Consider the following 20,394-nt stretch of genomic DNA (forward strand, 5'->3'; position numbering starts at 1 on the left):
GCGTCGTAACCGATCGGGCAGGGGGGAGCAACGGTGCGCGGTCGTGAAAGCGCCCGTCGCCGGGGCGCGCCGGCGTCGTCGATCCGTCGGACTACCCATGCTAGGCTCGACCGATCGGGGTCCGAACCATGGGGAGGGGGAAATGGGCACGACTCGGAAAGACGGGCGATCGACGAGGGCGATCGGCGCGCGGTTCGTCGGGGTCGCGGCGGCGGCACTGATCTCGGCGGCGCTGGCCGGTCCGGCCGGCGCGGTCGACTTCGATCCGCCGGTGAAGCGGCAGCAGGTGGCGGGCAAGGACGGCGCGGAGGTGGTCTGCACGACCTTTTCCGACGTCACGCTGATCGAGCGCCTCGACGGGCCGACGGCACTCGCGCCGGTGCTCGTCGCCGATCCGAAGGCCCGCTGCGGGGCGCCGGGTCCGGGACGGGGCGTCGAGCTCGAGCTGACGGACATGTCGTTCGTCGGGCGGGTCGGCCCGATGATGATCTTCTCGCAGATGGATCCGCACGGCGCCGTCGAGATCGCGGTCGCCGAGGTGATCCTCGACAAGAAGGTGGTGTTCCGCGACGCGGCGGACGGCGATCCGCTGATCCGCAAGGCGGCGATCGGGCGCAGTGCCTTCCATCTCGGCTACGTGCGCGGCATCAACGCCTCGTGCTCGCTGCGTCAGGATGCGCGCGCGTGCTGGGCGCAGCTCGTCGGCGAGGGCAAAATCCCCAAGGAGATGGCCGGGCTCGCGCCGGACGGCTCGATCTGCGCCAAGTCCTACGCGGAGACGGGCGCGCCGCCGGACGCGCCGAGCATCGTCACCTGGACCAACGAGGTGGAGATCTTCCCCGACGGCCATTACGTCAGGACCTCGCAGCAGGACTTCGGCTGTCTCGCGCAGCCGTGAGGGCGCGCGCCTACCGGGTTCTCGCGGTTTCGACGCGTTCGAGACCGCGCGGGCTCGGTCTCAGACCCCGTCGTGATTGGGGCAGCAGGTGGTGGACCAGGCGGCGCCGAGGTCGGTGAGGCGGACCTCGAGGCACTCGACTTCGGCGCGCAGCGTGGCGCCGCCGGCGAAGAGCAGTTCGACCCAGCCGCTCGGGGCCTCGGTCTCGGTGAAGCGGATGGTCAGGAGCTCGAGGACGGCATCGGGACGATCCGGGGAGAGGTGCTGGGCCTTGACGGCGGTCACCCGGCCGAGGTCGAGCGCGGCGCGGCGGCGCTCGAAGGAGCGCGGGCGGGCGCCGGTCGCCTCCCAGGCGAAGCGGTTGAGGGCGATCAGCAGCCGCTTCTCGCCGGCGCGCCAATGGATGTCGCCGATCTTCAGGACCGCGTCCTGGACCTGGGCGGACACCACCTCGAGGTCTTCGGCATCGAGGGCGAGAAGCTTCAGGTGCGACATTGCGGGCGGCTCTCTCACGAGGCGACCGCGCTCGGCGGCCGCGTGACGACGACTGTCGAGGATATGGGGGCGTGGGACGATCGACGCAAGCACGCCCGCGCCGGCACGGCGGCCTGATCGTCGTTCAGCGCATGCCTTCGCCGGAGATGCGCTCGACGATCGCGCCGCAACGGGTCAGCTTCTCCTCGAGCCGCTCGAAGCCGCGATCGAGGTGATAGACCCGGCTGACGATGGTCTCGCCTTCGGCGGCGAGGCCGCCGATCACCAGCGACACGGAGGCGCGCAGGTCGGTCGCCATCACCGGCGCGCCGATCAGGCGATCGACGCCGGTGACCTCGGCGGTGCGGCCGTCGATGGCGATGCGCGCGCCGAGGCGGGAGAGTTCCGCGACGTGCATGAAGCGGTTCTCGAAGATCGTCTCGGTGATGCGCGAAACGCCGCTCGCCCGGGTCATCAGGGCCATGAACTGGGCCTGGAGATCGGTCGGGAAGCCGGGGAAGGGCTCGGTGACGACGTCGACCGGCCTCAGGGGCTGAGATCCGCGCGCGATCCGGATGCCGTCGGGCCCCGCCTCGACGGTGGTGCCGGTGGCGGCGAGCACGTCGAGGGCGTTGCTCAGGAGGTCGGGCGAGGTGCCGGTCAGGGTGACGTCGCCGCCGGTCATGGCGACCGCCATGGCATAGGTGCCGGTCTCGATGCGATCGGGCACGACGCGGTGGGTGGCGCCGTGGAGTCGGTCGACGCCCTCGATGCGGATGGTGGAGGTGCCGGCGCCCTCGATGTTCGCGCCCATCGCGATCAGGCAATCGGCGAGATCGACCACCTCGGGCTCGCGGGCGGCGTTCTCGAGCACGGTCTCGCCTTTGGCCAGGGTCGCCGCCATCATCAGCGTGTGGGTGGCGCCGACCGAGACCTTGGGGAAGACGTAGCGCGCGCCGACGAGGCCGCCGGGGGCCTTGGCGACGGCATAGCCCGCCTCGATGTCGATCTGCGCGCCGAGGGCCTGGAGGCCGGAGATGAAGAGATCGACCGGGCGGGTGCCGATGGCGCAGCCGCCGGGGAGCGACACCTTGGCCTCGTGGCAGCGCGCCAGCAGCGGCCCGATCACCCAGAAGGAGGCGCGCATCTGGCTGACCAGCTCGTAGGGCGCGCGGGTGTCGACGATCTCGCGGGCGGTCAGGTGGATGGTCTGGCCGGCGAGATGGTCCTCGCCCGGGCGCTTGCCGTTCAGCGAATAGTCGACGCCGTGATTGGTGAGGATACGGGTGAGCAGCGAGACGTCGCGCAGGCGCGGCATGTTCTCGAGGGTCAGGCGTTCATCGGTCAGGAGCGAGGCGATGATCAACGGCAGCGCGGCGTTCTTGGCGCCGGAAATCGGAATGACGCCCTCGAGGCGGTTGCCGCCGACGATCCGGATCTTGTCCATCGATTCCTGTCCTTCACGATTGCCCGACGCGCCGCCCCGCCCACGGCTCGTTCTCGTCTCGATCTCGCGTCTCCCATAACGGTTCGGCGAAACCGGGGCAAGCGAAGCAGGGTCGCGGGCCGCCGCGGCAGAGGGAGTGTGTCAGCGCGGATCGTCGTCGGCGGCGGGGGTGTGGGCGGCGGCCTCGTCGCGGCCGCGAACCTGGCGTTTGCGACGCTGGAGATTGGCGCGCAGTTCGGCGGCGAGCCGTTCGGCCCGCAATTCGGCTTCGGTCTTGGGGCGCGGAGGGGTGTCGGTCGGGTTCGCCATGGGCGGAGTGTGCCAGAGGCGACGGGCCGGGCCAACCGGATCGCCCGGCGGCGACGGCGGCGAGAGGGGGCGGCGCGCGGCTTATCCACCGAGAAGATCGAGGTTTCGCGCGGCTTTTCCGGTCTCGACGTTTTCCCTGGCGGAGAGGGTTGCAACGGGGGGGCGCCTGTGGCAAATAGCGGGCCGCGCGAGGGACGTCGGCCGAACGACCGCCCCCTCGGAGCCGGTTCGCTGCGGTAGCTCAGTGGTAGAGCACTCCCTTGGTAAGGGAGAGGTCGAGAGTTCAATCCTCTCTCGCAGCACCATTTCTCCCCGCCGAATTCCGACAGATCCGTTCGATCCGCGCTCGCGGCCTCGCTGCGCGCGATGCGTCGCCGTCCATCGACGCACCGGGGGAGGGCGACGAAAAAGGAAGGCTCTCACCCTCCCTCATGACCCCATGTCTCGGTGGCGATTCCCGGTCGAGCGCCACGCCGTCCCGGTGATGTCCTTCGGTGTGTATCCATTGACAGCTCATCCACTGGTGCGATGACTTTGCGCATCCGATTGGGGGGGCTCGTGGTCGATTCGCTCGGTTCGTTCAAACTCGATTCCGTCACCTGCGGCGACAGCGCGAGCCTCGTCTCTCGGCTTCCCGACAGTTCGATCGACGTTCTCGTCACCAGTCCGCCCTATTGGGGTCAGAGAACGTCCAACGGGACCGGAACGGAGGATGATCCGCGCCACTATCTGAGTTTCTTGACGACGTTGTTTTCGAGTTTTCTTCCGAAGTTGAAGAATGAAGGCATCGTCTGGATCAATATCGGTGACGCCTACAATACGCCGGTGAACTGGCGGCTGGACGATCGTCAGTACAGCACGTTGGGCGCCGACAAGGGCGGGCTTTCCGACAACAATTCGGCATATACGAAGCCGCGGGCCAAGCGGAAGGCGTTCATCGAAAAGGAGACGCCTTGGCTCAAATATGGAAACCTGCTCTCGCTGCCCAGTCGGCTCGTCATCGGATTGACCGATGCCGGCTATCTCCATCGTGGCGAGGTGATCTGGCGGAAGCGCAACCCGATGCCCGAAGGGCGGTGTCGGCGGCCCCATCGTCAGCACGAGTCGATCTTCCTTCTCGCCAAGAACGAGGCGCACGGCTTTCGCGTCACCCCGCCGGTCGGGTCGGTCTGGGAGTTCTCCAACGAGAAGATCGACGGGCCCGCACATTTTTCGCGGTTTCCCGAGGAACTGCCGCGACGCTGCATCGAGGCCTACGGCAGGGTCGGGCCCGATACGGTCGTGTTCGATCCGTTTTCCGGCTCCGGCACGACCGGGATGGCCGCGCTTCGGCTGGGGTGTCGGTATCTCGGGTTCGAGATCGATCCGCATCAGGCCGCAGCATCGAACGAGCGGCTCCGGCACGTCAAGGAGATGGACGCACCGCTGTTTCGCGCCGCGCGCGAAACGCGTGCCACCGATCGATGACGAAGCGAGAAAAGGCGTCGTCCGGGTCGTTGAAGTCGCAGACCTGGATCCGACGCTCGACCGGGAGCGACGCCGGGCTGGGGCGCGTGTTGGCGTTGTAGGAGAAGCACCCGGTGAAATAGCCCTCGTCCTCGATGTCCCGCCGCTTGGCGCCACGGTCCCCGTCGGCTTCGCCGAGCTCGCCTCGATTGATCGGCGTCGCCCCTGGCATGCTCTTGCAGTCCATCGTCCACAACGGCGAGGTGTATCCGGCGCGTGACAGCGCTTCACTCATCGGAACGTCGTCGGTCCGGCGCTCGGCGAAGCTCGCCTTGACGTGCACCACCCCGAAGAAGACGGGCCCTTCGGGGGTACCGCCGGTCAAGACGACGTCGATCTTGTCGGCCTCCATGCGGATCGGGAGGTCGAGGGCGCCGATGATCCGACGTTTCTCGACGGTGCTCGAAATGGCGATGTCGATGCCCTTCGTCGCGAGGAATGGCCTGTAATGGCGTACCAGGATCTCCTCGAGTGCCCAACCCGCCGTTCGTTTCCAGCTCTGTTCGAAGCCGAGGCGACCCGATCGGGCCGGATGATTGTAGGGATCGCAGTAGGCGCGATAGACGACGAACCACCAGAGGTCCGAGGGATTGGCATGTGGCCACAGAGTGGTCGCGACGCGGAAGGCGTGTGCCACGGCATTCGTCTTGATCGCCTGAGCGTCGCCGTCACCGTTCCGAGCCAGTCCGTCACGCAATGCCCTGACGACGGACTCGAATTCGCCGAGTGTCGCGCGCGGGAGGAGATGGCGGGCGTCGTGGTTCGCGTAGGTGAAGCGAACGCTCAAATCGTCGCCGGACGGTTCCGCGGAGATGCTTCTCACGATCGGTGCGGCGCCTGTCTCCGGCTTCGGAAGGTTCGAAAACAGTTCGACGGGGTCGCCGCCGATTTCTGCGAGGATCGCGAGCAGGACGTCGACGCTCGGCAGCGTCTCGCCGGTTTCGAATCGTGAGATCCAGCCAGGACCGAGAACGAGGCGCCGTTCGAGGTCGGCTCGACTCAACCCCGAGTTCTCGCGGAGACGCTCTAGGTTTCCGAGTAGCGTATCGATCTGCCCTCTCGATCTCGGCATCAGAAGAAATCCTTCGCCTCGACGCCGAGGGACTGCGCAATCTTCACGATGTTCACGAGGCTGATGTTTCTTTCGCCACGCTCGACGCCGCCGATGTAGGTGCGGTCGAGACCGCAGATCAATGCCAACGTTTCCTGGGAAAGACCCTTTGACTTCCGAATCGAACGGAGATTTTCCCCAAACCTCTTTTGAATGGCCGATCCGGAATCGCTGCTCATGAGGAGAAACGAACATCTATGCCGACAATGAGTCCACGGACTTTAGGTATCTGATCGCGGTCACGGAGGAGGACGACACATTTCTCGCCAGGACCATTTCGCGATCGCGCGCGAGTCCGAACGGCCCATCCGCGCCGCCGTCCATCGAAGCGCCGGGGAGGGCAAACGAAAAAGGGAGGGCTTTCGCCCTCCCTTTTCGATTCGTCCCGGGCCGGGTGACTCAGTCGAGGCGGCCGGCGGCGTGGGCGAGCATCGTGTAGACCTTGCCGGTGTCGGAGGCGAGGTAGTTGCGGGCGGCGTCGGGATCACGGCTCGAGCGGGTCGCCTCGCCGAGCAGCGTCTCGAAGTCGGTCACGTAGCGATCGACCGCCGTGCGGAACTCGCCGTCGCGCTGGTACTTGCGGCGGATCTCCTCGAAGGTCTGCTGGCCCTGGATCGTGTAGAGGCGACGGGTGAAGGCGTTGCGCTCACCCTGCTTGTAGCGATCCCACAGGTCGAGGAAGGCCTCGTCGTCGATGGCGCGGGCGATATCGACGGAGAGCGAGTTCAGGCTCTCGACGATGTGTCCGGCCGGACGGCTCCAGCTCTGCTGCGCGGGCTCCTCGTCGCGCGAGGCGCGGCGCAACAGGTCGGAGACCCAACCGCCACGGGCGCCGTCGGCGCGGGGCTCCTCACGCGGCGTCTCGCGCGCGGGCTCGCGGCCGTAGGTGCCGTAGGCGGGCGGGGTCGGGGTCGGGGTCGCGGCGGGCGTCGGCACCGGGGTCGGCGGGGCGACGCGGCGCGGTTCGACGGCGCGCGGCTCGGGCAGGGGCGCGGGGGCCGGCGGTTCGGTCGGCTGGGTCGGAGCGGGCCGGCGGGCCTCCCAACGCGGCGCCTCGATCGCGGGCGCGGCGGCGGCGCGGGCCGGCGCGGCGGCACGGGAGACGTCGAGATTGGCGGTCTGACGGCCGACCAGGCTCGACAGTTCGGACAGCGCGCGGAGCTGGTCGGTGACGATGCGGCGCAGATTGGCCGTCGACTCCTCGGTCTCCTTGGGCAGTTCGAGAACACCGCGACGCAGCTCGCCTCGGGTCGCCTCGAGCTCGCTCTGCATCAGGCGGGCGGCCTCGCGCATCTTCTCGGTCGCCTCGGCGAAGCGGCCGGTGGTCTCGCCGACGGCGCGGCTCATCTCGGCGATCATCGCCTCCTGAGCATCGCGCAGGGTCTCGGCCGACCGCTGGCCCTCGACGCCGGCGGTCTGGCGGAGCGTCTCCATCTGCGCCAGGACCTTGCGCATGGCCTCCTCGGCCGAGGTGGTCAGCGCGCCGCCGACCTCGCGAGCGCGGGCCTCGGCGGAGGCGAGCGTGTCGCCGATCAGGCTGGTGAAGCCGTGCATCAGGCTCTCCACCGACTGAGTCTTGTCGACCAGACCGGCGGCGAGATCCTCGAGGGCGCGACGACGGTCGTCGACGGTGGTCTCGAGGACGCGGTTGGCGTCGCCGACCAACTGGGCGGCGGAGGTGAGGGCGCGGGCCTGATCGTCGAAGCGCAGGGTCAGATCGGCGACGTCGGTCAACACCGTGCCGGACGTGTCCTTGAGCGAGGCGACCTGACGGGACACCGCGTCGGTGATGCCGCGGGTGTCGGCGAGGGCGCGCTCGATGACGATGCGGACCTCCTCGGTGCGGCCGCCGAGGTTCTTCTCGACGAGGTCGAGGTTCTCGGAGGCGTTGTTCAGCACCGAGTGCAGCGCGAGGTTGGCCTGGGTCAGGCGATCGAGCAGGCCGCTCATGTCGTCGCGCAGACGATCGTTGGCCTCGCCGACGACGCCGATCGCCTCGCGGGTCTTCTCGCCGATGGCGCCGACCAGCTGATCGCGGGCCTCGCCGACCATGCGGGCGGCGTCGAGGCCCTGGCGGGCGACGGCCTCGGTGAGGTCGCGGCCCTTGCGGTCGAGCGCGTCGGCGAGGATCTCGCCGGCCTGACCGATCCGCTCGGAAATGTCGCCGATCTTGCCGTCGACGGTGTCGCCGAGCGTGCGGGCGACCTCCTCGGCGCGGGCGGCGAACTCGTGCGAGCGGGCGCCGAGGGCGTCGACCAGATCGCTGCCACGGCCGCCGATGAGATCGGAGAGGTCGCGGGTGCGGGCGTCGAGCTGGGTAACCACCTCGGAGGTGCGGCCGACGACGGTCTGCTCGAGGGTCTGGGCGGCGCTCGAGACGTGCCGGGCGGCGGTCTCCAGGGTGCCGACGATATGGGAGGTGGCGCGGCGGGATTCCTCCTCGAGGGTCGAGGAGATCGCGCCGAGGCGCTCGCCGACCAGATGGTCGAGGGTGGCGGTGCGCTCGTCGAGGGCGGAGGTCGCCTCCGCCAGCGTGCGTCCGACGGTGTCGGTGAAGACGACGGTGCGCTCGTCGAGAGCGGCGGTGACGCTCGCGGCGGTGCGGCCGACGGTGTCGGCGAAGGTGGCGGTGCGCTCGTCGAGAGCGGCGGTGACGCTCGCGGCGGTGCGGCCGACGGTGTCGGCGAAGGTGGCGGAGCGCTCGTCGAGGGCGGTGGTGACCTCGGCGGCGGTGCGGCCGACGGTCTCCGCGAAGGCGGTGCTGCGGGCATCGAGCGCCGCGGTGACCTCGGCGGCGGTGCGGCCGACGGTGTCGGCGAAGGTGGTGGTGCGGGCGCCGAGCGCGGCGGTGACCTCGGCGGCGGTGCGGCCGACGGTGTCGGCGAAGGTCGCGGTGCGCGCGTCGAGCGCGGCGGTGACCTCGGCGGCGGTGCGGCCGACGGTGTCGGCGAAGGTGGTGGTGCGCGCGTCGAGGGACGCGGTGACCTCGGCGGCGGTGCGGCCGAGCGTGTCGGCGAAGGCCTGGGTGCGATCGTCGAGGACGTCGGCGACGTCGGCGGCGGAGCGGCCGAGGGTGTCGGCGAGGGTCCGGGTGCGCTCGTCGATCGTGTCGGCGACATGGGCGACGGCGCGGTCGAGCGTCTCGGTGAGCACGCCGGTGCGGCCGTCGAGGGCGGCGGTGGCGTCGGCCACGGTCCGGCCGATCGATTCGGTGAGGGCGGTGGTGCGCGTGTCGAGCGTGAACGCGGCCTCGGCGACCGAACGGTCGAAGGTCTCGGCGAGCGCGCGGGTGCGGCCGTCGAGGGCGGTGGTGGCGGTCTCGACGGTGCGGCCGAGGGTGTCGGCGATGGCGTGGGTGCGTTCGGCGGCGATGCGCTCGAGGCGCTCGGTACCGGCATCGAGCGTGCCGGAGACCTCGAGCAGGCGGGCGCCGAGGGTGCCGTTGATCTCGGAGACACGATCGGCCAGCTGCGAGCCGACGACCTCGGCGCGATCGGACAGGACCCGGCCGATCTCGTCGAGGCGGCCGTCGAAGGCGGCGGTGATCTGCGACTGACCCTCGGCGAAGGTCTGGGCGATGTCGCGGGTGCGGTCCATCAGGTTGCCGGCGATCATGCGGCCGCGCAGGTCGAGCGCCTCGTCGATCTTGCGGACGCGGCCGTCGAGGGTCTCGCCGAGGCGCGCGGTACGCTCGTCGAGGTCGCGGGTGACGCCGTCGATGCGGGTGCCGATGGTCTCGGCGAAGGCCTCGACGCGGGTGTCGAGGATGTCGGCCATGGCGCCGACCTTGCCGTCCATGGTGCCGCCGAAGGAGGCGAGATGGGCGTCGAGGGAAGCGGACAGACGATCGGTGCTGTCGGAGAGGGTCGCGGCGAGGGCGTCGCTGCGCTCGGTGAGGCTCTCGGCGACGGTGGCGAAGCGGTTGTCGACGATGTCGCGGATGGTCTCGGTGCGCTCGCCCAGGGCCTCGACGAGGCCGGCGGCGCGGACGTTGACGATCTGATCGAGCGAGTCGATCCGGGTCTCGAGGCCCGAGCGGATCTCGGCGCCGCGGGCGTCGAGGATCTCGGCGATCTTCTCGCCGGTCTCGGCCATGCGGCCGGTGACCGATTCGCCCTGGGTGGCGACCAGACGGGCGACTTCGCCGCCGGCGCGGGCGAGGCGTTCGGCGAGGTCGGTGGTGCGCGCGAGAAGCTCGTCGCCGACGCCCTGGAGGGAGCTGTCGAGGCTCGAGCGGAAGGCGGCGGTGCGGGTGTCGAGCAGGGTGTCGAGTTCCTCGCCGGTGGCGGCGAGGCGCGACTGCAGCTCGGCGCCGTGCACGACGATCGACTGGTAGATCTTCTCGCCGGTCTCGCCGAGCCGGTCGGCGAGCTCGCCGCCGCGCGAGGAGATGGTCTCGGCGATCTTGGTGCCGGTCTCGTCGAGGCGCTCGGTGATCTCCGAGCCGCGCAGCGACATGTCGACCACCAGCGACTGGCCGGTGCCCTTGAGGGCCTCGGCGACCTCGCCGGCGCGTTCGGCGATGGCGTCGACCACCTCGCCGCCGGTGCGGGTCAGCGAGGCCGTGACCTCGCGCGAGCGCTCGACGAAGACGGTGTTGATCTCGGCGCCGGCGGCGGAGAGCGCGCCGGTGACCTCGTTGCCGCGCATCGAGATCATCTCGACGACCTCGCGGCCGGTGCGCGACAGCGAGCCGTCGATCTCCTCGGCGCGGGTCTTGAGCGCGACGTTGACCGCTTCGCCCCGGGTCTCGATGGTCTCGGCGATCAGGCGGCCGGTCGAGGACAGGCTGTCGGTCAGCGAAGTGCCGGTGGAGGCGAGCGTCTCGGTCAGGGAGGCGCCGGTCGCGGCGAGATTCTCGGTCAGCGACGCGCCGGTCGCCGACAGGGTCTCGATCAGGGTGACGCCGGTCTTGGACAGGGTGCCGTTCACCGATTCGGCGCGCTCGACGAGGGTGTCGCCCGTGACGCGGATGGTCGTGGTCAGGGCCTCGGTGCGCTCGGTCAGGTCGCCGGCGATGCGCTCGCCCGCCGCCGAGAGGGTGCCGGTGACCTCGGCGGTGCGGTCGGTGAGGGTGGCGACCAGCTGGTCGGTGGTGTCGCCCAAGCGGGCCGACAGGGTGACGGTGCTGTCGCCGAGGGTCGCGGCGAGGGTGTCGGTGCGCTCGGTCAGGGTCGCGACCAGGGTGTCGGCGCGCTCGGTGAGCGTCGAGGCGAGGGTCGTGGTGCGCTCGGCCAGGGTCGAGGACAGGTTCGACGTCGTGTCGGAGAGGGTGGCGGCGAGCGTGTCGGTGCTCAGGGCCAGGGTCGAGGCGAGCCGGTCGGTGCGCTCGGAGAGCGTCGCGGCGAGCCGGTCGGTGCGGTCGGTCAGGGTCGAGGCGAGCGTGTCGGTGCGCTCGGTCAGGGTGGCGGCGAGGCCGTCGCCCATCGAGCGGACGGTCTCCGAGAGGAGATCGGTGCGATCGGTCAGGTTGGCGATGATCTGATCGCCGGTGCGGTTCAGCGTGTCGGTGAGTTCGAAGCCCTTCACCGACAGCGTCTCGGCGGCGATCTGGCCGGCCGAGGTCAGGCTCTCGGAGACGGTGCGGCCGGTGTCGGCGAGACGCTCGATCACCTCGGAGGAGCGGCCACCGAGCTGCTCGACGACGGAGCCGACGGTGCGCTCGAGGGTGCCGGTGATCTCCGCGCCCTTGGTGGTGAGCGACGAGACGAGACGGGTGGAGGCCTCGTCGGCGGCTTCCACCAGCTTCTCGCGGGTGGTGAGGAGGTCGCCGGAGAGCCCCTCGTGGGCGCCGGTGATGGCGGCGCGGACGCGCTCGGAATTGTTGACGATCGCCTCGCGCTGGTTGACCAGCTCCTCGATCAGCGAGCGGATGCGCAGTTCGTTCTCGCCATAGGCGCGCTCGAGCGAGGAGACCTCGTTGTGGACGAGGACCTCGATCTCGCCGGCGCGGGCGACGACGCGCTCGAGACCGTCACCGACGGCGGCCATCTCGCGACGGATGGCGCGGCCGACCGAGACGACCGCCTCCTGGGCGTTGGTCTCGGGCTCGGCGAGACGCAGGGCGATCTCGGTCATCGAGCGGGCGGTCAGGCGCAGCTCCTGGGCGCGACGCACCAGGGTGGCGAAGGCGAAGACCAGCAGCACCGGCAGCAGCAGGCCGACCAGGGCGAGGATCGCGCGCGGGTCGCTCAGCAGCGCGGCGGCGTCGGTCGGGGCGCCGGTGGCGGCGAGGAAATTCCAGACCAGCCAACCCGCGCCGGCGAGCCAGACGATCGAGGCGATCGCGGCGAAGGCGAGGGGGGCGCCGGAGGGGCGGCGCTCGAGGCTCTGGGCGATCGATCCGGTGGTGCGCCGGTCGTCGTTGGCGGCGCGGGGTTGGGTCATCGCCTCCGTCGCGGTCTCGACGGGCTTGGCGCGCGGCTCGGGCTTGGCGGTGGCCGCCGCCGGGGCCGGAGTGGCGGCGGGAGCCGGTGTCGGCGCCGGGGTCGGCTCGGCCAGCGCCGCCTCGAGCGAGCGCGACAGGCGCTCGCCGGTGGCGTCGGCGCGCGGTTCGGCCCGGACGGGTGGCACTCCCTCGGATCCGGTCTCGGGCTCGGCATCGCCGAGATCGAGCTTCAGAGCCTCTTCGACCGCCGTGAGGGCCGCCTCGACGGGATCGATCGACTTGGAAGGAGTGGTGGCCATGATGGTCTTTCGCCTCGTGTCCGTACGCCGTACCAACCGGACCCCACATCGGCCGGCGCCGGAACGGCGCGCGGGGCGACGCGGGGAAAGGCCCGGCTTCTCGTGGATCGCGCCCGCTCGAGCATCCGCTCCGCTCGCGTGGGGACGTCCGTTTGTTTCCGGGTGAAGAGGGGCGCGCCGGCTCGACGCGAGTCGACGGTCCTCTTCGGAGTCTATGCCGCACTTCGATGGTAACGGGACATTAACGAATATGAAACCGGCACTCCCCGGTTTTACCTATCATCGTTAACGACCGCGATTCTCCGCCGTCGCGGCGGACGGCGGCCGGTGGAAAACGCCGGCAACCCGCCGATATTGCGGCATCGGGCACAGGCCGGCCGCGCATTCACCATTTTCTCACCCTATGAATCGTTCCAGGCTGCTCGGTGGGGTCCTCGCGCTTCGGTTTAACCGCTTCGCGAGGGCGGAGGCGCCAGGATCGGGCGACGGACGGGTCGATGCGCGGAGGGACGGCGATGTTGATGGAACCGAGGACGGCGACGACGATCGAGGTGGCCGACATGACGGAACACGGCGCCGGCCGACGGGCCGCTCCGATCGATCTGGTGCATCTGGCGCGGCAGACCTTCGGCTCGGCCGATCTCGAGCGCGAGGTTCTCGGGCTCTTCGTCGCCCAGTCCAAGGGGCTGGTGGCGCGGATCGCGACCGCGGAGCCGCGCGAGCGCGGCGCGCTGGTGCACCGGCTGAAGGGATCGGCGCGCGGCGTCGGCGCCACCACGGTGGCGCGGATCTGCGACGCGTTGGAGGCGCCCGCCCTGGCGGAGGCCGAGGCGCGCCGGCTGATCGACGATCTGGGCGTGGCCACCGCCGATGTGCGGCGGTTCGTCGATTCCATTCTCTGAAGTCTCCGAGCGTTCCTTCGCGGCCGGTCTCGCTCTCCCGATTCGGTCGGGTGACGAGGCGGCGGGCCGGGGCGAGGGCGAGCGGTCCGGCCCGGCGCGACGCCGTCGCGACTTGACGGGCGGGCGTGATCTCGCCATTTGGAGGCCTGCGCGCCGCCGAGCCCCCATCCGCAGCGATCTCCCGACGGCGCCGGCCCCTCTCTCCGCGCTGCGTCAGGTTCCTCGATGCCCAAGATCACCTTCGTTCCCTATCGACAGGAAGAGATCACCGTGGAGGCCGAGATCGGCTCGACCGTCATGGAGACGGCCGTGCGCAACGGCATTCCCGGCATCGAGGCCGAATGCGGCGGCGCCTGCGCCTGCGCCACCTGCCACGTCTATGTGGAAGACGGCTGGTACGAGAAGGTCGGCGCGCCGCAGCCGATGGAAGAGGACATGCTCGACTTCGCCTGGGAGGTGAAGCCGAATTCGCGTCTCTCCTGCCAGATGAAGGTGACGGCCGAGCTCGACGGGCTCGTCGTCCACGTTCCCGAACGCCAGGCCTGATCGCCGGTTCACCGACCCGACCGAGCGATGGCGGGAGGACATCCCGCCATGCGCCGCCGTCGACGCGACTTCGAGTGACTGGTTGTACCATACGTATATATACACGTATGGATATTCGTGTTAATCATATCCGGCCGGGTTTTCCGGCGACTTTCTTCGAAACGACGACAGACACGGCACGGCTGAGTCTTCCCCCGGGGGAGGGCGCGGCACGGAGAACCGTGCCCGACGGGAGGCTCTTCCATGAACGGCGATCTCGACGCATTCCGTAAGCTCGACGCGATCAAGTCGGCCGAGGCGAAGAAGATTCTGGCGCGACCGGGGGTCACCGGCGTCGCGGTGGGGTATCGCACCAAGGGAGGCGCGCGGACCTCCGAGCCGGTCATCATCGTCTATGTCGAGAAGAAGAAGCCGCGCGAGATGCTCGGCGCCCAGGACGTGATCGAGCTGGACGGGGCGCCGATCGACATTCAGGAGCACGGGCCGATGGTGGCGCAATATCTGCGCATGCCCCGGGACCAGATCTCCGCGCAGGATTCCTCGCCGCATCGCCCGCTGACCGGCGGCATCGAGATCGGTCCGACCGGCGATCACTTCGTCGGCACGCTCGGCGCGATCCTCTACGACACCGCCTCGCATCAGCCGACCGGCCTGACCAATTGGCATGTCGCGGCGGGCAGCACGGCCAATCCCGTGGGCCGGACCATCAGCCAACCGGGCAACGGCGCGGCCGCGAAGATCGGGCATTGCGTCCGCGCGGTTCGCGGGCCGGGGGGCGGCGGCGACGTCGACGCGGCGGCGATCGCGCTCGACCCGGGGGTGCCCTATGCGCTGCTCCAGGAGCAGTCGATCGGCACCATCAACGGCGTCGCGCCGGCGGCCCTCAATCAGTCCGTCGTCAAACAGGGGCGCACGAGCAATCGGACCACCGGCCGCGTCGCCGCGCTCGGGTGGACCGGAAACGTGAATTATGACGGCACTCTCGTCCATTTCTCCAACCAGATTCTGATCGAGCCCGTCGGCGTGCCGGCGGCCAGTCTGCCGGGGGATTCCGGGTCGGTCTGGCTCTCCGATCCGGCGCATCTGGCGATCGGGCTCAATTTCGCCGGCGACGGGCACGTCGCCATCGCCAACCCGATCGCGGCGGTTCTGGCCGCGGTCGGCGTCACCGCGTCTCTCGGAGCGTCGGCGTTCTATCGCTGGTTCAACCCCTCCCACGGCGACCACTTCTATACCGAGGACCCGGCGGGCGAGTTGGCGCCGGTTTCGGGCTATGTCTTCGAGGGGGTCGGATGCCGCCTGTTCACACAGGGAACGGCGGGGACGACGCCGTTGCATCGCTGGTATCGGTCGGCCAACGGGGATCACTTCTATACGACGGATCCTTCGGGCGAGTTGGCCCCGCAGGCCGGCTACGTCTACGAGGGCGTCGCCGGTCTCGTGGCGACGAGCGCCGCGCCGGGGCGGGTCGCCTGGAACCGCTGGTTCAATCCGCACAGCGGCGATCATTTCTACACCACCGATCCCAACGGTGAGCTGGCGCCGCAGGCCGGCTATGTCTCGGAAGGCGTGACCGGGTGGGTCTTGCCCGCCTGATCCCGTCGGTGCGCGCTCGGACGTGTCGCTTCCGGGCGGCGCACTACGGAACGGAGCCTCGCCGGAAGAGCATTCGCTTTTCCGGGGGCGCAAGGGAATGGCGGTTCTTGCCGTGCCCTCGACACCGGCATATGAAACGCGGAACGGGGTCGCCCCCTCCGCTGCCGGCCGAGGCGCGGAGAGGAATGCCGTTCCCAAACGTCCATTCGTCCGAGGAAGTCCATGTCCGAACGCATCTCCACCGACGTCGTCATCATCGGAGCCGGGCCGGTCGGCCTCTTCGCGGTGTTCGAACTGGGTCTCCTCGATCTCAAGTGCCATCTGATCGACATTCTCGACAAGCCGGGCGGCCAGTGCGCCGAGCTCTATCCGGAAAAGCCGATCTACGACATTCCCGCCTATCCGGTGATCGGCGCGCAGGAACTGGTCGACAAGCTCCAGGAGCAGATCAAGCCGTTCGGACCGATCTTCCACTACGGCCAGCAGGTCGAGAAGGTGGAGAAGCTCGACGACGGCTCCTTCCTCGTCGGCACCGACGCCGGGACCGAGTTCGCCGCCAAGGTGGTGGTGATCGCCGCCGGCGGTGGGTCGTTCCAGCCCAAGCGTCCGCCGGTCCCCGGCATCGAGGGCTACGAGGGCACGTCGGTCTTCTATTCCGTGCGAAAGATGGACGCGTTCCGCGATCAGTCGATCGTCATCGTCGGAGGTGGCGATTCCGCGCTCGACTGGACCCTCAATCTCCAGCCGATCGCGAAGCGCGTGACCCTGGTCCATCGCCGCGACGACTTCCGCGGCGCGCCCCATTCGGTCGATCAGATGCGGGCGCTGGTCGCGGAGGGCAAGGTCGATCTGGTGATCGGCCAGATCGCGGGCCTCGAGGGCGAGGGCGCGGACCTCTCCGGCGTGGTGATCAAGAAGACCGACGGGTCCACGGTGACGATCCCGGCGACGCGGATGATGCCGTTCTTCGGCCTCACCATGAAGCTCGGGCCGATCGCCCAGTGGGGGCTGAACCTCACCGAGAACCTGATCGCGGTCGATACCGAGAAGTTCGAGACCTCCGAACCCGGCATCTTCGCGATCGGCGACATCAATTCCTATCCGGGCAAGCTGAAGCTGATCCTCTCCGGCTTCCACGAGGCGGCGCTGATGGCGCAGGCCGCCAAGCGCATCGTCGATCCGACCAAGCGTCTGGTGTTCCAGTACACGACCTCGTCGACGAGCCTGCAGAAGAAGCTCGGCGTCAACTGATCTCGATCCCGATCGATGCGCGAAGGGCCGGAGGTTCACGCCTCCGGCCCTTCGTCGTCTTCCGACCTGCCGCGGCCGATCAGCGCCCGGAGGTCGCCATCCGGCGTTCGCTCGCGGTGCCGGGTGGGGCGGTCTCGGTCGCGGTGCCGGCGATGGCGACGCCGGGGAGGCCGAGGAGCCGGGTGAGGTCGGTGGCGACCTCGGCCTTCCAGGCGAGGGTCGCGCCGACGCCGTCGGGCGAGGGGGTGACGGTGCTCTCGGCCGCGGTGAGGCGAACGCCGGGGAGGGCGGCCGCGCCGACGGCGAGGCTGGTCCGGCCGGCGAGGGCGGCGGCGGTTCGATCGGCGGGGGCGGTGCCGCCGCTGGTGCTGCGCTCGGCGTCGATCGCGCCGGCGCGGGCGGCGCTGTGGGCGGCGTTCCGCATCTCCGTCGCCACCGTCGCGACGTGGATCGCATCGACGATCATGGCCGTCGCGGCGATGCCGAGGAGGATCGCCACCGCGACGGCGCGGGCACTCGGGCCCCGGCGCTCACCGTCGATCGCCGTCGGGTCCGTGGTCTTCGTCGTCCTGGTCTTCATCCGCTCCACACTCGATGACTTCTTCACCCTCGGCGGATGAAATCGAGTGCAGAGTCTAGACGTCGAATTTCGGCGAAAACATGTGACAACCAATTGTAAATGAGCCGGTCTATTTTGTTTCTTCTATTTCCGGTTCGTATCTTTTGTTGCATGGAGTGAGGCCGCGACTCTCACGTCTATTCCGCCGCGGCGGCTCCGGCGGGGCGGCGGTCGTCGTTGGCGCCGTAGACGTGGCCGGGCAGGACCGCGCCGGAGGAGGCGGCATCGTTGCCGGAGGTGATCGCGCCGCCGGTCTCGCCCTCGGGCGGGGCGCGCTCGATCAGTTCGGCGGCGCCCCAGGGCGACTGCTGGACCAGGGTGTAGCCGCGCGCGTTGAGGAGCGCGAGCGTGTCGGCGGAGAGCGCGAAGGGCTCGTAGAAGACCTTGTCGGGCAGCCACTGATGATGGATGCGCGGCGCGTCGACCGCCTCGCGCGGCCGCATGCCGAAGTCGACGACGTTCAGGATCGTCTCCAGAACCGTGGTGATGATGCGCGACCCGCCGGGCGAGCCGACCACCAGGAAGACCCGGCCGTCGCGCGAGACGATGGTCGGCGACATCGAGGAGAGGGGGCGCTTTCCCGCCGCGATGGCGTTGGTCGCGCCCTGGACGAGGCCGAACAGATTGGCGGCGCCGGGCTTCACGGTGAAGTCGTCCATCTCGTCGTTGAGGAGGAAGCCGGTGCCGGGGGCGACCACGGCGGCGCCGAAGAGGCCGTTGATCGTATAGGTCACGGCGACGGCGTTGCCGGCGGCGTCGACGATCGAATAATGGGTGGTCTCGAGCTTCTCGTGTGGCGGATCGCCGGGGCCGAGGCGATCGGAGGGGATCATGCCGGTGTCCTCGATGCGGGTGCGGATCGCCGCCGCGTAGTCCTTCGAGGTCAGGCGGGCGAGCGGCATGGTGACGAAGTCGGGGTCGCCGAGCAGCGTGTTGCGGTCGAGAAAGGCGTGGCGCATCGCCTCGACCATGCGGTGGACGGTGTCGGCCGAATGCCAGCCCGACGCCTTCAGGTCCCATCCCTCGAGCACGTTCAGGATCAGGCACAACGTCACCCCGCCCGATGACGGCGGCGGCGCGGAGAGGACGTCGAGACCGCGATAGCGGCAGCGGATCGGCTCGCGCTCGGCCGTCCGATAGGCGGCGAAGTCGCCGGTCGTGAGGGTGCCGCCGTGGACCGTCATCGCCACGTCGACGGCGCGGGCGATCTCGCCGCCGTAGAAGGCGTCGGGTCCGCCGGTGGCGATCGCCTCGAGGGTCGCGGCGAGATCGGTCTGGACGAGGCGGTCGCCGGGGGCGAGGGGGGCGCCGTCGGGCTTCAGGAAGATGCGCGCGGCTTCCGGGTCGCGGGCGAGGCGGGCCTTGCCGCGCGCGAGGATGTCGGTGTCGGCGCGGGTCAGCGTGAAGCCCTCGCGCGCCAGCCGGATCGCCGGGGCCATGACGCGGTCGCGCGGCAGGCTGCCCCATTGCTTCAGGGCGTGATCGAGCCCGGCGACGGTGCCGGGGACGCCGCTCGCCCGCCAACCGTCGAGGCTCGCGCCCTTCACGACCTCGCCCTTCGGGTCGAGATACATGTCCGGCGTCGCCACCGCCGGCGCCTTCTCGCGGAAATCGAGGAAGCGCTCGGTGCCGTCGGCGAGTTTGAGCGTCATGAAGCCGCCGCCGCCGATGTTGCCGCAGCAGGGATCGACCACGGCGAGGGCGTAGCCGACGGCGACCGCCGCGTCGATCGCGTTGCCGCCGGCGGCGAGGATGTCGCGGCCGATCTCGCTCGCCAGCCGATGGGCGGAGACGACCATGCCGCGCGTGCCTTCCACCGCCGGCGGCGAGGCGGCGAGGGCGGGGGCTGCGGCGAGCACCGCGACGAGGGCGGCGGCGAGGACGAGGCGGCGGCGAGGCATCGGCGGATCCCGTGTCGGCGAAGGGAGGCGAGCCTAACCCGCCGAGGGGACGGGCGAAACCGGGCGGACGAAAACGCTTGCGTGATGAGGAGCCGGCTTCAAAGCCGGCGCCGGACATGGCAGGATCGCGGCCCAGCCGGAGCTCCCGAATGATCGATCTCGACGCCGCCGTCCTCCTTCCCATCGACATGCAGAAGGCGATCGACCTGCCGGGCCGGCCGGCGCGCGGCAATCCGAAGCTCGACGAGAACGGTCTGAGGCTGCTCGCCCTTTGGCGGGCGCGCGGGCTGCCGATCATCCATGTCCAGCATGCCTCGGTCGAGCCGGACTCGTGGTTCCGCCCGGGCCACGCGGGCTACGACATGCGCCCCGGCTTCGAGCCGCGCGCGGGCGAGGGCCATGTGATCAAGTCGGTCAATTCGGCCTTCATCGGCACCGATCTCGATCTGAGATTGCGCCGGCTCGGGGCGAAGCGGGTGGTCTGTTTCGGCTGGGCCACCGACATGTGCGTCTCCACCACCATCCGCACCGGCGCCAACATGGGCTGGGAGATGGTGATGGTTCACGACGCCTGCGACTGCAGCGATCTGCCGGACGTGCTGGGCCACGGGACGATCCCGGCGGCCGAGCTCCACCGCGCCCATGTGGCGACGCTGGCGGCGGATTTCTGTAAGGTGGTGGGGGTGGACGCTCTTTCGGCATGACGGATCGACGAGGCGCCCGGGATCGAACGGGGTTCGATCGAGGAGGACCGCATGCTGAGCGCCGAAGCGATTTCACAGGCCAAGACCGCGGTGGTCTATTCCAATCAGGCGCCGCCCCATCACGAAAGCGACGATTGCATTCGCATTGCCTACGAGTGGTTGGACGCTCAACTGAAGATCGCCAACAAATGTTCGAAGCGATATTCGCTCAAGCATCTCGTCGAGAAATGGGCCGGACGTTACGTCTCGCAGGCAGACGTCGACGTCGCCGCCTTTCTCCACCCCGACATTGCTGGGAAATACCCCCATTACAACTTTTCGGCTCAGTTGATGGAGCCGAACCTTCGGCGGCTCGAGGGGATCGCCGAGGCTATGACGCAAATGAATTACAGGAAAGACTTCAGCCCCGGTCTCTATAAATATCACGAATCCTGAGGAGCGGT

At 69.5% G+C, this 20,394-nt stretch carries 16 protein-coding genes and 1 tRNA gene; 9 read left to right on the forward strand and 8 right to left on the reverse strand.

Annotation, left to right across the window (positions count from 1 at the left end):
* The first annotated feature begins 142 nt into the window (after positions 1-142).
* A complete protein-coding gene (locus tag J3S89_RS14555; RefSeq protein WP_217928372.1) occupies positions 143-898 on the forward strand; it encodes a hypothetical protein in 756 nt (251 codons plus the stop codon).
* A gap of 60 nt (positions 899-958) precedes the next feature.
* Here the strand turns inward: J3S89_RS14555 and J3S89_RS14560 are convergent, their stop codons facing one another.
* The 3 genes from J3S89_RS14560 to J3S89_RS14570 form a co-directional block, all read right to left on the reverse strand.
* Positions 959-1,393: a DUF2948 family protein gene (locus J3S89_RS14560; protein ID WP_217928373.1), complete on the reverse strand. Its 435-nt coding sequence runs from the start codon at positions 1,391-1,393 to the stop codon at positions 959-961.
* A gap of 124 nt (positions 1,394-1,517) precedes the next feature.
* Positions 1,518-2,819, reverse strand: coding sequence for a UDP-N-acetylglucosamine 1-carboxyvinyltransferase (murA, locus tag J3S89_RS14565; protein WP_217928374.1), 1,302 nt, complete (start codon positions 2,817-2,819; stop codon positions 1,518-1,520).
* 141 nt (positions 2,820-2,960) lie between these two features.
* A complete protein-coding gene (locus J3S89_RS14570) occupies positions 2,961-3,128 on the reverse strand; it encodes a hypothetical protein (protein ID WP_217928480.1) in 168 nt (55 codons plus the stop codon).
* Between the two features lie 230 nt (positions 3,129-3,358).
* On the opposite strand from J3S89_RS14570, the gene J3S89_RS14575 reads away from it, so the two are divergent.
* Positions 3,359-3,433, forward strand: a tRNA-Thr gene (locus J3S89_RS14575).
* Positions 3,434-3,686: 253 nt separating this feature from the next.
* Positions 3,687-4,595, forward strand: coding sequence for a DNA-methyltransferase (locus tag J3S89_RS14580; protein WP_217928375.1), 909 nt, complete (start codon positions 3,687-3,689; stop codon positions 4,593-4,595).
* On the opposite strand, the gene J3S89_RS14585 is transcribed toward J3S89_RS14580, so the two are convergent.
* The 3 genes from J3S89_RS14585 to J3S89_RS23410 all read right to left on the reverse strand — a co-directional run bounded on the left by J3S89_RS14585 (position 4,534) and on the right by J3S89_RS23410 (position 12,432).
* The gene (locus tag J3S89_RS14585) at positions 4,534-5,706 is read right to left on the reverse strand and encodes a helix-turn-helix domain-containing protein (RefSeq protein WP_230489051.1); all 1,173 of its coding nucleotides are present in this window, start codon (positions 5,704-5,706) and stop codon (positions 4,534-4,536) included. The genes J3S89_RS14580 and J3S89_RS14585 overlap by 62 nt on opposite strands.
* On the reverse strand, positions 5,706-5,924 hold the full coding sequence (locus J3S89_RS14590) for a helix-turn-helix domain-containing protein (RefSeq protein WP_217928377.1): 219 nt from the start codon (positions 5,922-5,924) through the stop codon (positions 5,706-5,708). The genes J3S89_RS14585 and J3S89_RS14590 overlap by 1 nt, the downstream gene beginning before the upstream one ends.
* Before the next feature lie 220 nt (positions 5,925-6,144).
* Positions 6,145-12,432, reverse strand: a complete 6,288-nt coding sequence (locus tag J3S89_RS23410) for an apolipoprotein A-IV repeat region-like domain-containing protein (RefSeq protein WP_217928379.1) — start codon at positions 12,430-12,432, stop codon at positions 6,145-6,147.
* Between the two features lie 515 nt (positions 12,433-12,947).
* Here J3S89_RS23410 and J3S89_RS14600 point away from each other — a divergent pair.
* From J3S89_RS14600 to J3S89_RS14615, 4 genes are all read left to right on the forward strand, one after another.
* Positions 12,948-13,334 (forward strand): Hpt domain-containing protein, encoded by a 387-nt coding sequence (locus tag J3S89_RS14600; protein WP_230489050.1) that lies wholly within the window; start codon positions 12,948-12,950, stop codon positions 13,332-13,334.
* A gap of 225 nt (positions 13,335-13,559) precedes the next feature.
* Positions 13,560-13,880: a 2Fe-2S iron-sulfur cluster-binding protein gene (locus J3S89_RS14605; RefSeq protein WP_217928381.1), complete on the forward strand. Its 321-nt coding sequence runs from the start codon at positions 13,560-13,562 to the stop codon at positions 13,878-13,880.
* A 243-nt stretch (positions 13,881-14,123) separates the two neighbouring features.
* Positions 14,124-15,476 carry a hypothetical protein gene (locus tag J3S89_RS14610; protein ID WP_217928382.1) on the forward strand — a complete coding sequence of 451 codons (1,353 nt, stop codon included), beginning with the start codon at positions 14,124-14,126 and terminating at the stop codon, positions 15,474-15,476.
* A gap of 222 nt (positions 15,477-15,698) precedes the next feature.
* On the forward strand, positions 15,699-16,727 hold the full coding sequence (locus J3S89_RS14615; protein ID WP_217928383.1) for an NAD(P)/FAD-dependent oxidoreductase: 1,029 nt from the start codon (positions 15,699-15,701) through the stop codon (positions 16,725-16,727).
* Between the two features lie 79 nt (positions 16,728-16,806).
* On the opposite strand, the gene J3S89_RS14620 is transcribed toward J3S89_RS14615, so the two are convergent.
* The gene (locus J3S89_RS14620) at positions 16,807-17,307 is read right to left on the reverse strand and encodes a hypothetical protein (RefSeq protein ID WP_217928384.1); all 501 of its coding nucleotides are present in this window, start codon (positions 17,305-17,307) and stop codon (positions 16,807-16,809) included.
* A 176-nt stretch (positions 17,308-17,483) separates the two neighbouring features.
* Positions 17,484-19,247 (reverse strand): gamma-glutamyltransferase, encoded by a 1,764-nt coding sequence (ggt, locus tag J3S89_RS14625; protein WP_217928385.1) that lies wholly within the window; start codon positions 19,245-19,247, stop codon positions 17,484-17,486.
* Between the two features lie 149 nt (positions 19,248-19,396).
* On the opposite strand from ggt, the gene J3S89_RS14630 reads away from it, so the two are divergent.
* Positions 19,397-19,951 carry a cysteine hydrolase family protein gene (locus tag J3S89_RS14630; protein ID WP_217928386.1) on the forward strand — a complete coding sequence of 185 codons (555 nt, stop codon included), beginning with the start codon at positions 19,397-19,399 and terminating at the stop codon, positions 19,949-19,951.
* A gap of 51 nt (positions 19,952-20,002) precedes the next feature.
* A complete protein-coding gene (locus J3S89_RS14635) occupies positions 20,003-20,386 on the forward strand; it encodes a hypothetical protein (protein ID WP_217928387.1) in 384 nt (127 codons plus the stop codon).
* The last annotated feature ends 8 nt before the right edge of the window (positions 20,387-20,394 follow it).

It is taken from the genome of Pinisolibacter aquiterrae (genome assembly GCF_019160155.1).
In the GTDB taxonomy this organism is placed as follows: Bacteria; Pseudomonadota; Alphaproteobacteria; order Rhizobiales; family Ancalomicrobiaceae; genus Pinisolibacter; species Pinisolibacter aquiterrae.

Coding starts and splice junctions, on each gene's coding strand:
- J3S89_RS14555 (WP_217928372.1), top strand. CDS start 143: ATGGGCACGACTCGGAAAGACGGGCGATCGACGAGGGCGATCGGCGCG.
- J3S89_RS14560 (WP_217928373.1), bottom strand. CDS start 1,393: ATGTCGCACCTGAAGCTTCTCGCCCTCGATGCCGAAGACCTCGAGGTG.
- murA (WP_217928374.1), bottom strand. CDS start 2,819: ATGGACAAGATCCGGATCGTCGGCGGCAACCGCCTCGAGGGCGTCATT.
- J3S89_RS14570 (WP_217928480.1), bottom strand. CDS start 3,128: ATGGCGAACCCGACCGACACCCCTCCGCGCCCCAAGACCGAAGCCGAA.
- J3S89_RS14585 (WP_230489051.1), bottom strand. CDS start 5,706: ATGCCGAGATCGAGAGGGCAGATCGATACGCTACTCGGAAACCTAGAG.
- J3S89_RS14590 (WP_217928377.1), bottom strand. CDS start 5,924: ATGAGCAGCGATTCCGGATCGGCCATTCAAAAGAGGTTTGGGGAAAAT.
- J3S89_RS23410 (WP_217928379.1), bottom strand. CDS start 12,432: ATGGCCACCACTCCTTCCAAGTCGATCGATCCCGTCGAGGCGGCCCTC.
- J3S89_RS14600 (WP_230489050.1), top strand. CDS start 12,948: ATGTTGATGGAACCGAGGACGGCGACGACGATCGAGGTGGCCGACATG.
- J3S89_RS14605 (WP_217928381.1), top strand. CDS start 13,560: ATGCCCAAGATCACCTTCGTTCCCTATCGACAGGAAGAGATCACCGTG.
- J3S89_RS14610 (WP_217928382.1), top strand. CDS start 14,124: ATGAACGGCGATCTCGACGCATTCCGTAAGCTCGACGCGATCAAGTCG.
- J3S89_RS14615 (WP_217928383.1), top strand. CDS start 15,699: ATGTCCGAACGCATCTCCACCGACGTCGTCATCATCGGAGCCGGGCCG.
- J3S89_RS14620 (WP_217928384.1), bottom strand. CDS start 17,307: ATGAAGACCAGGACGACGAAGACCACGGACCCGACGGCGATCGACGGT.
- ggt (WP_217928385.1), bottom strand. CDS start 19,247: ATGCCTCGCCGCCGCCTCGTCCTCGCCGCCGCCCTCGTCGCGGTGCTC.
- J3S89_RS14630 (WP_217928386.1), top strand. CDS start 19,397: ATGATCGATCTCGACGCCGCCGTCCTCCTTCCCATCGACATGCAGAAG.
- J3S89_RS14635 (WP_217928387.1), top strand. CDS start 20,003: ATGCTGAGCGCCGAAGCGATTTCACAGGCCAAGACCGCGGTGGTCTAT.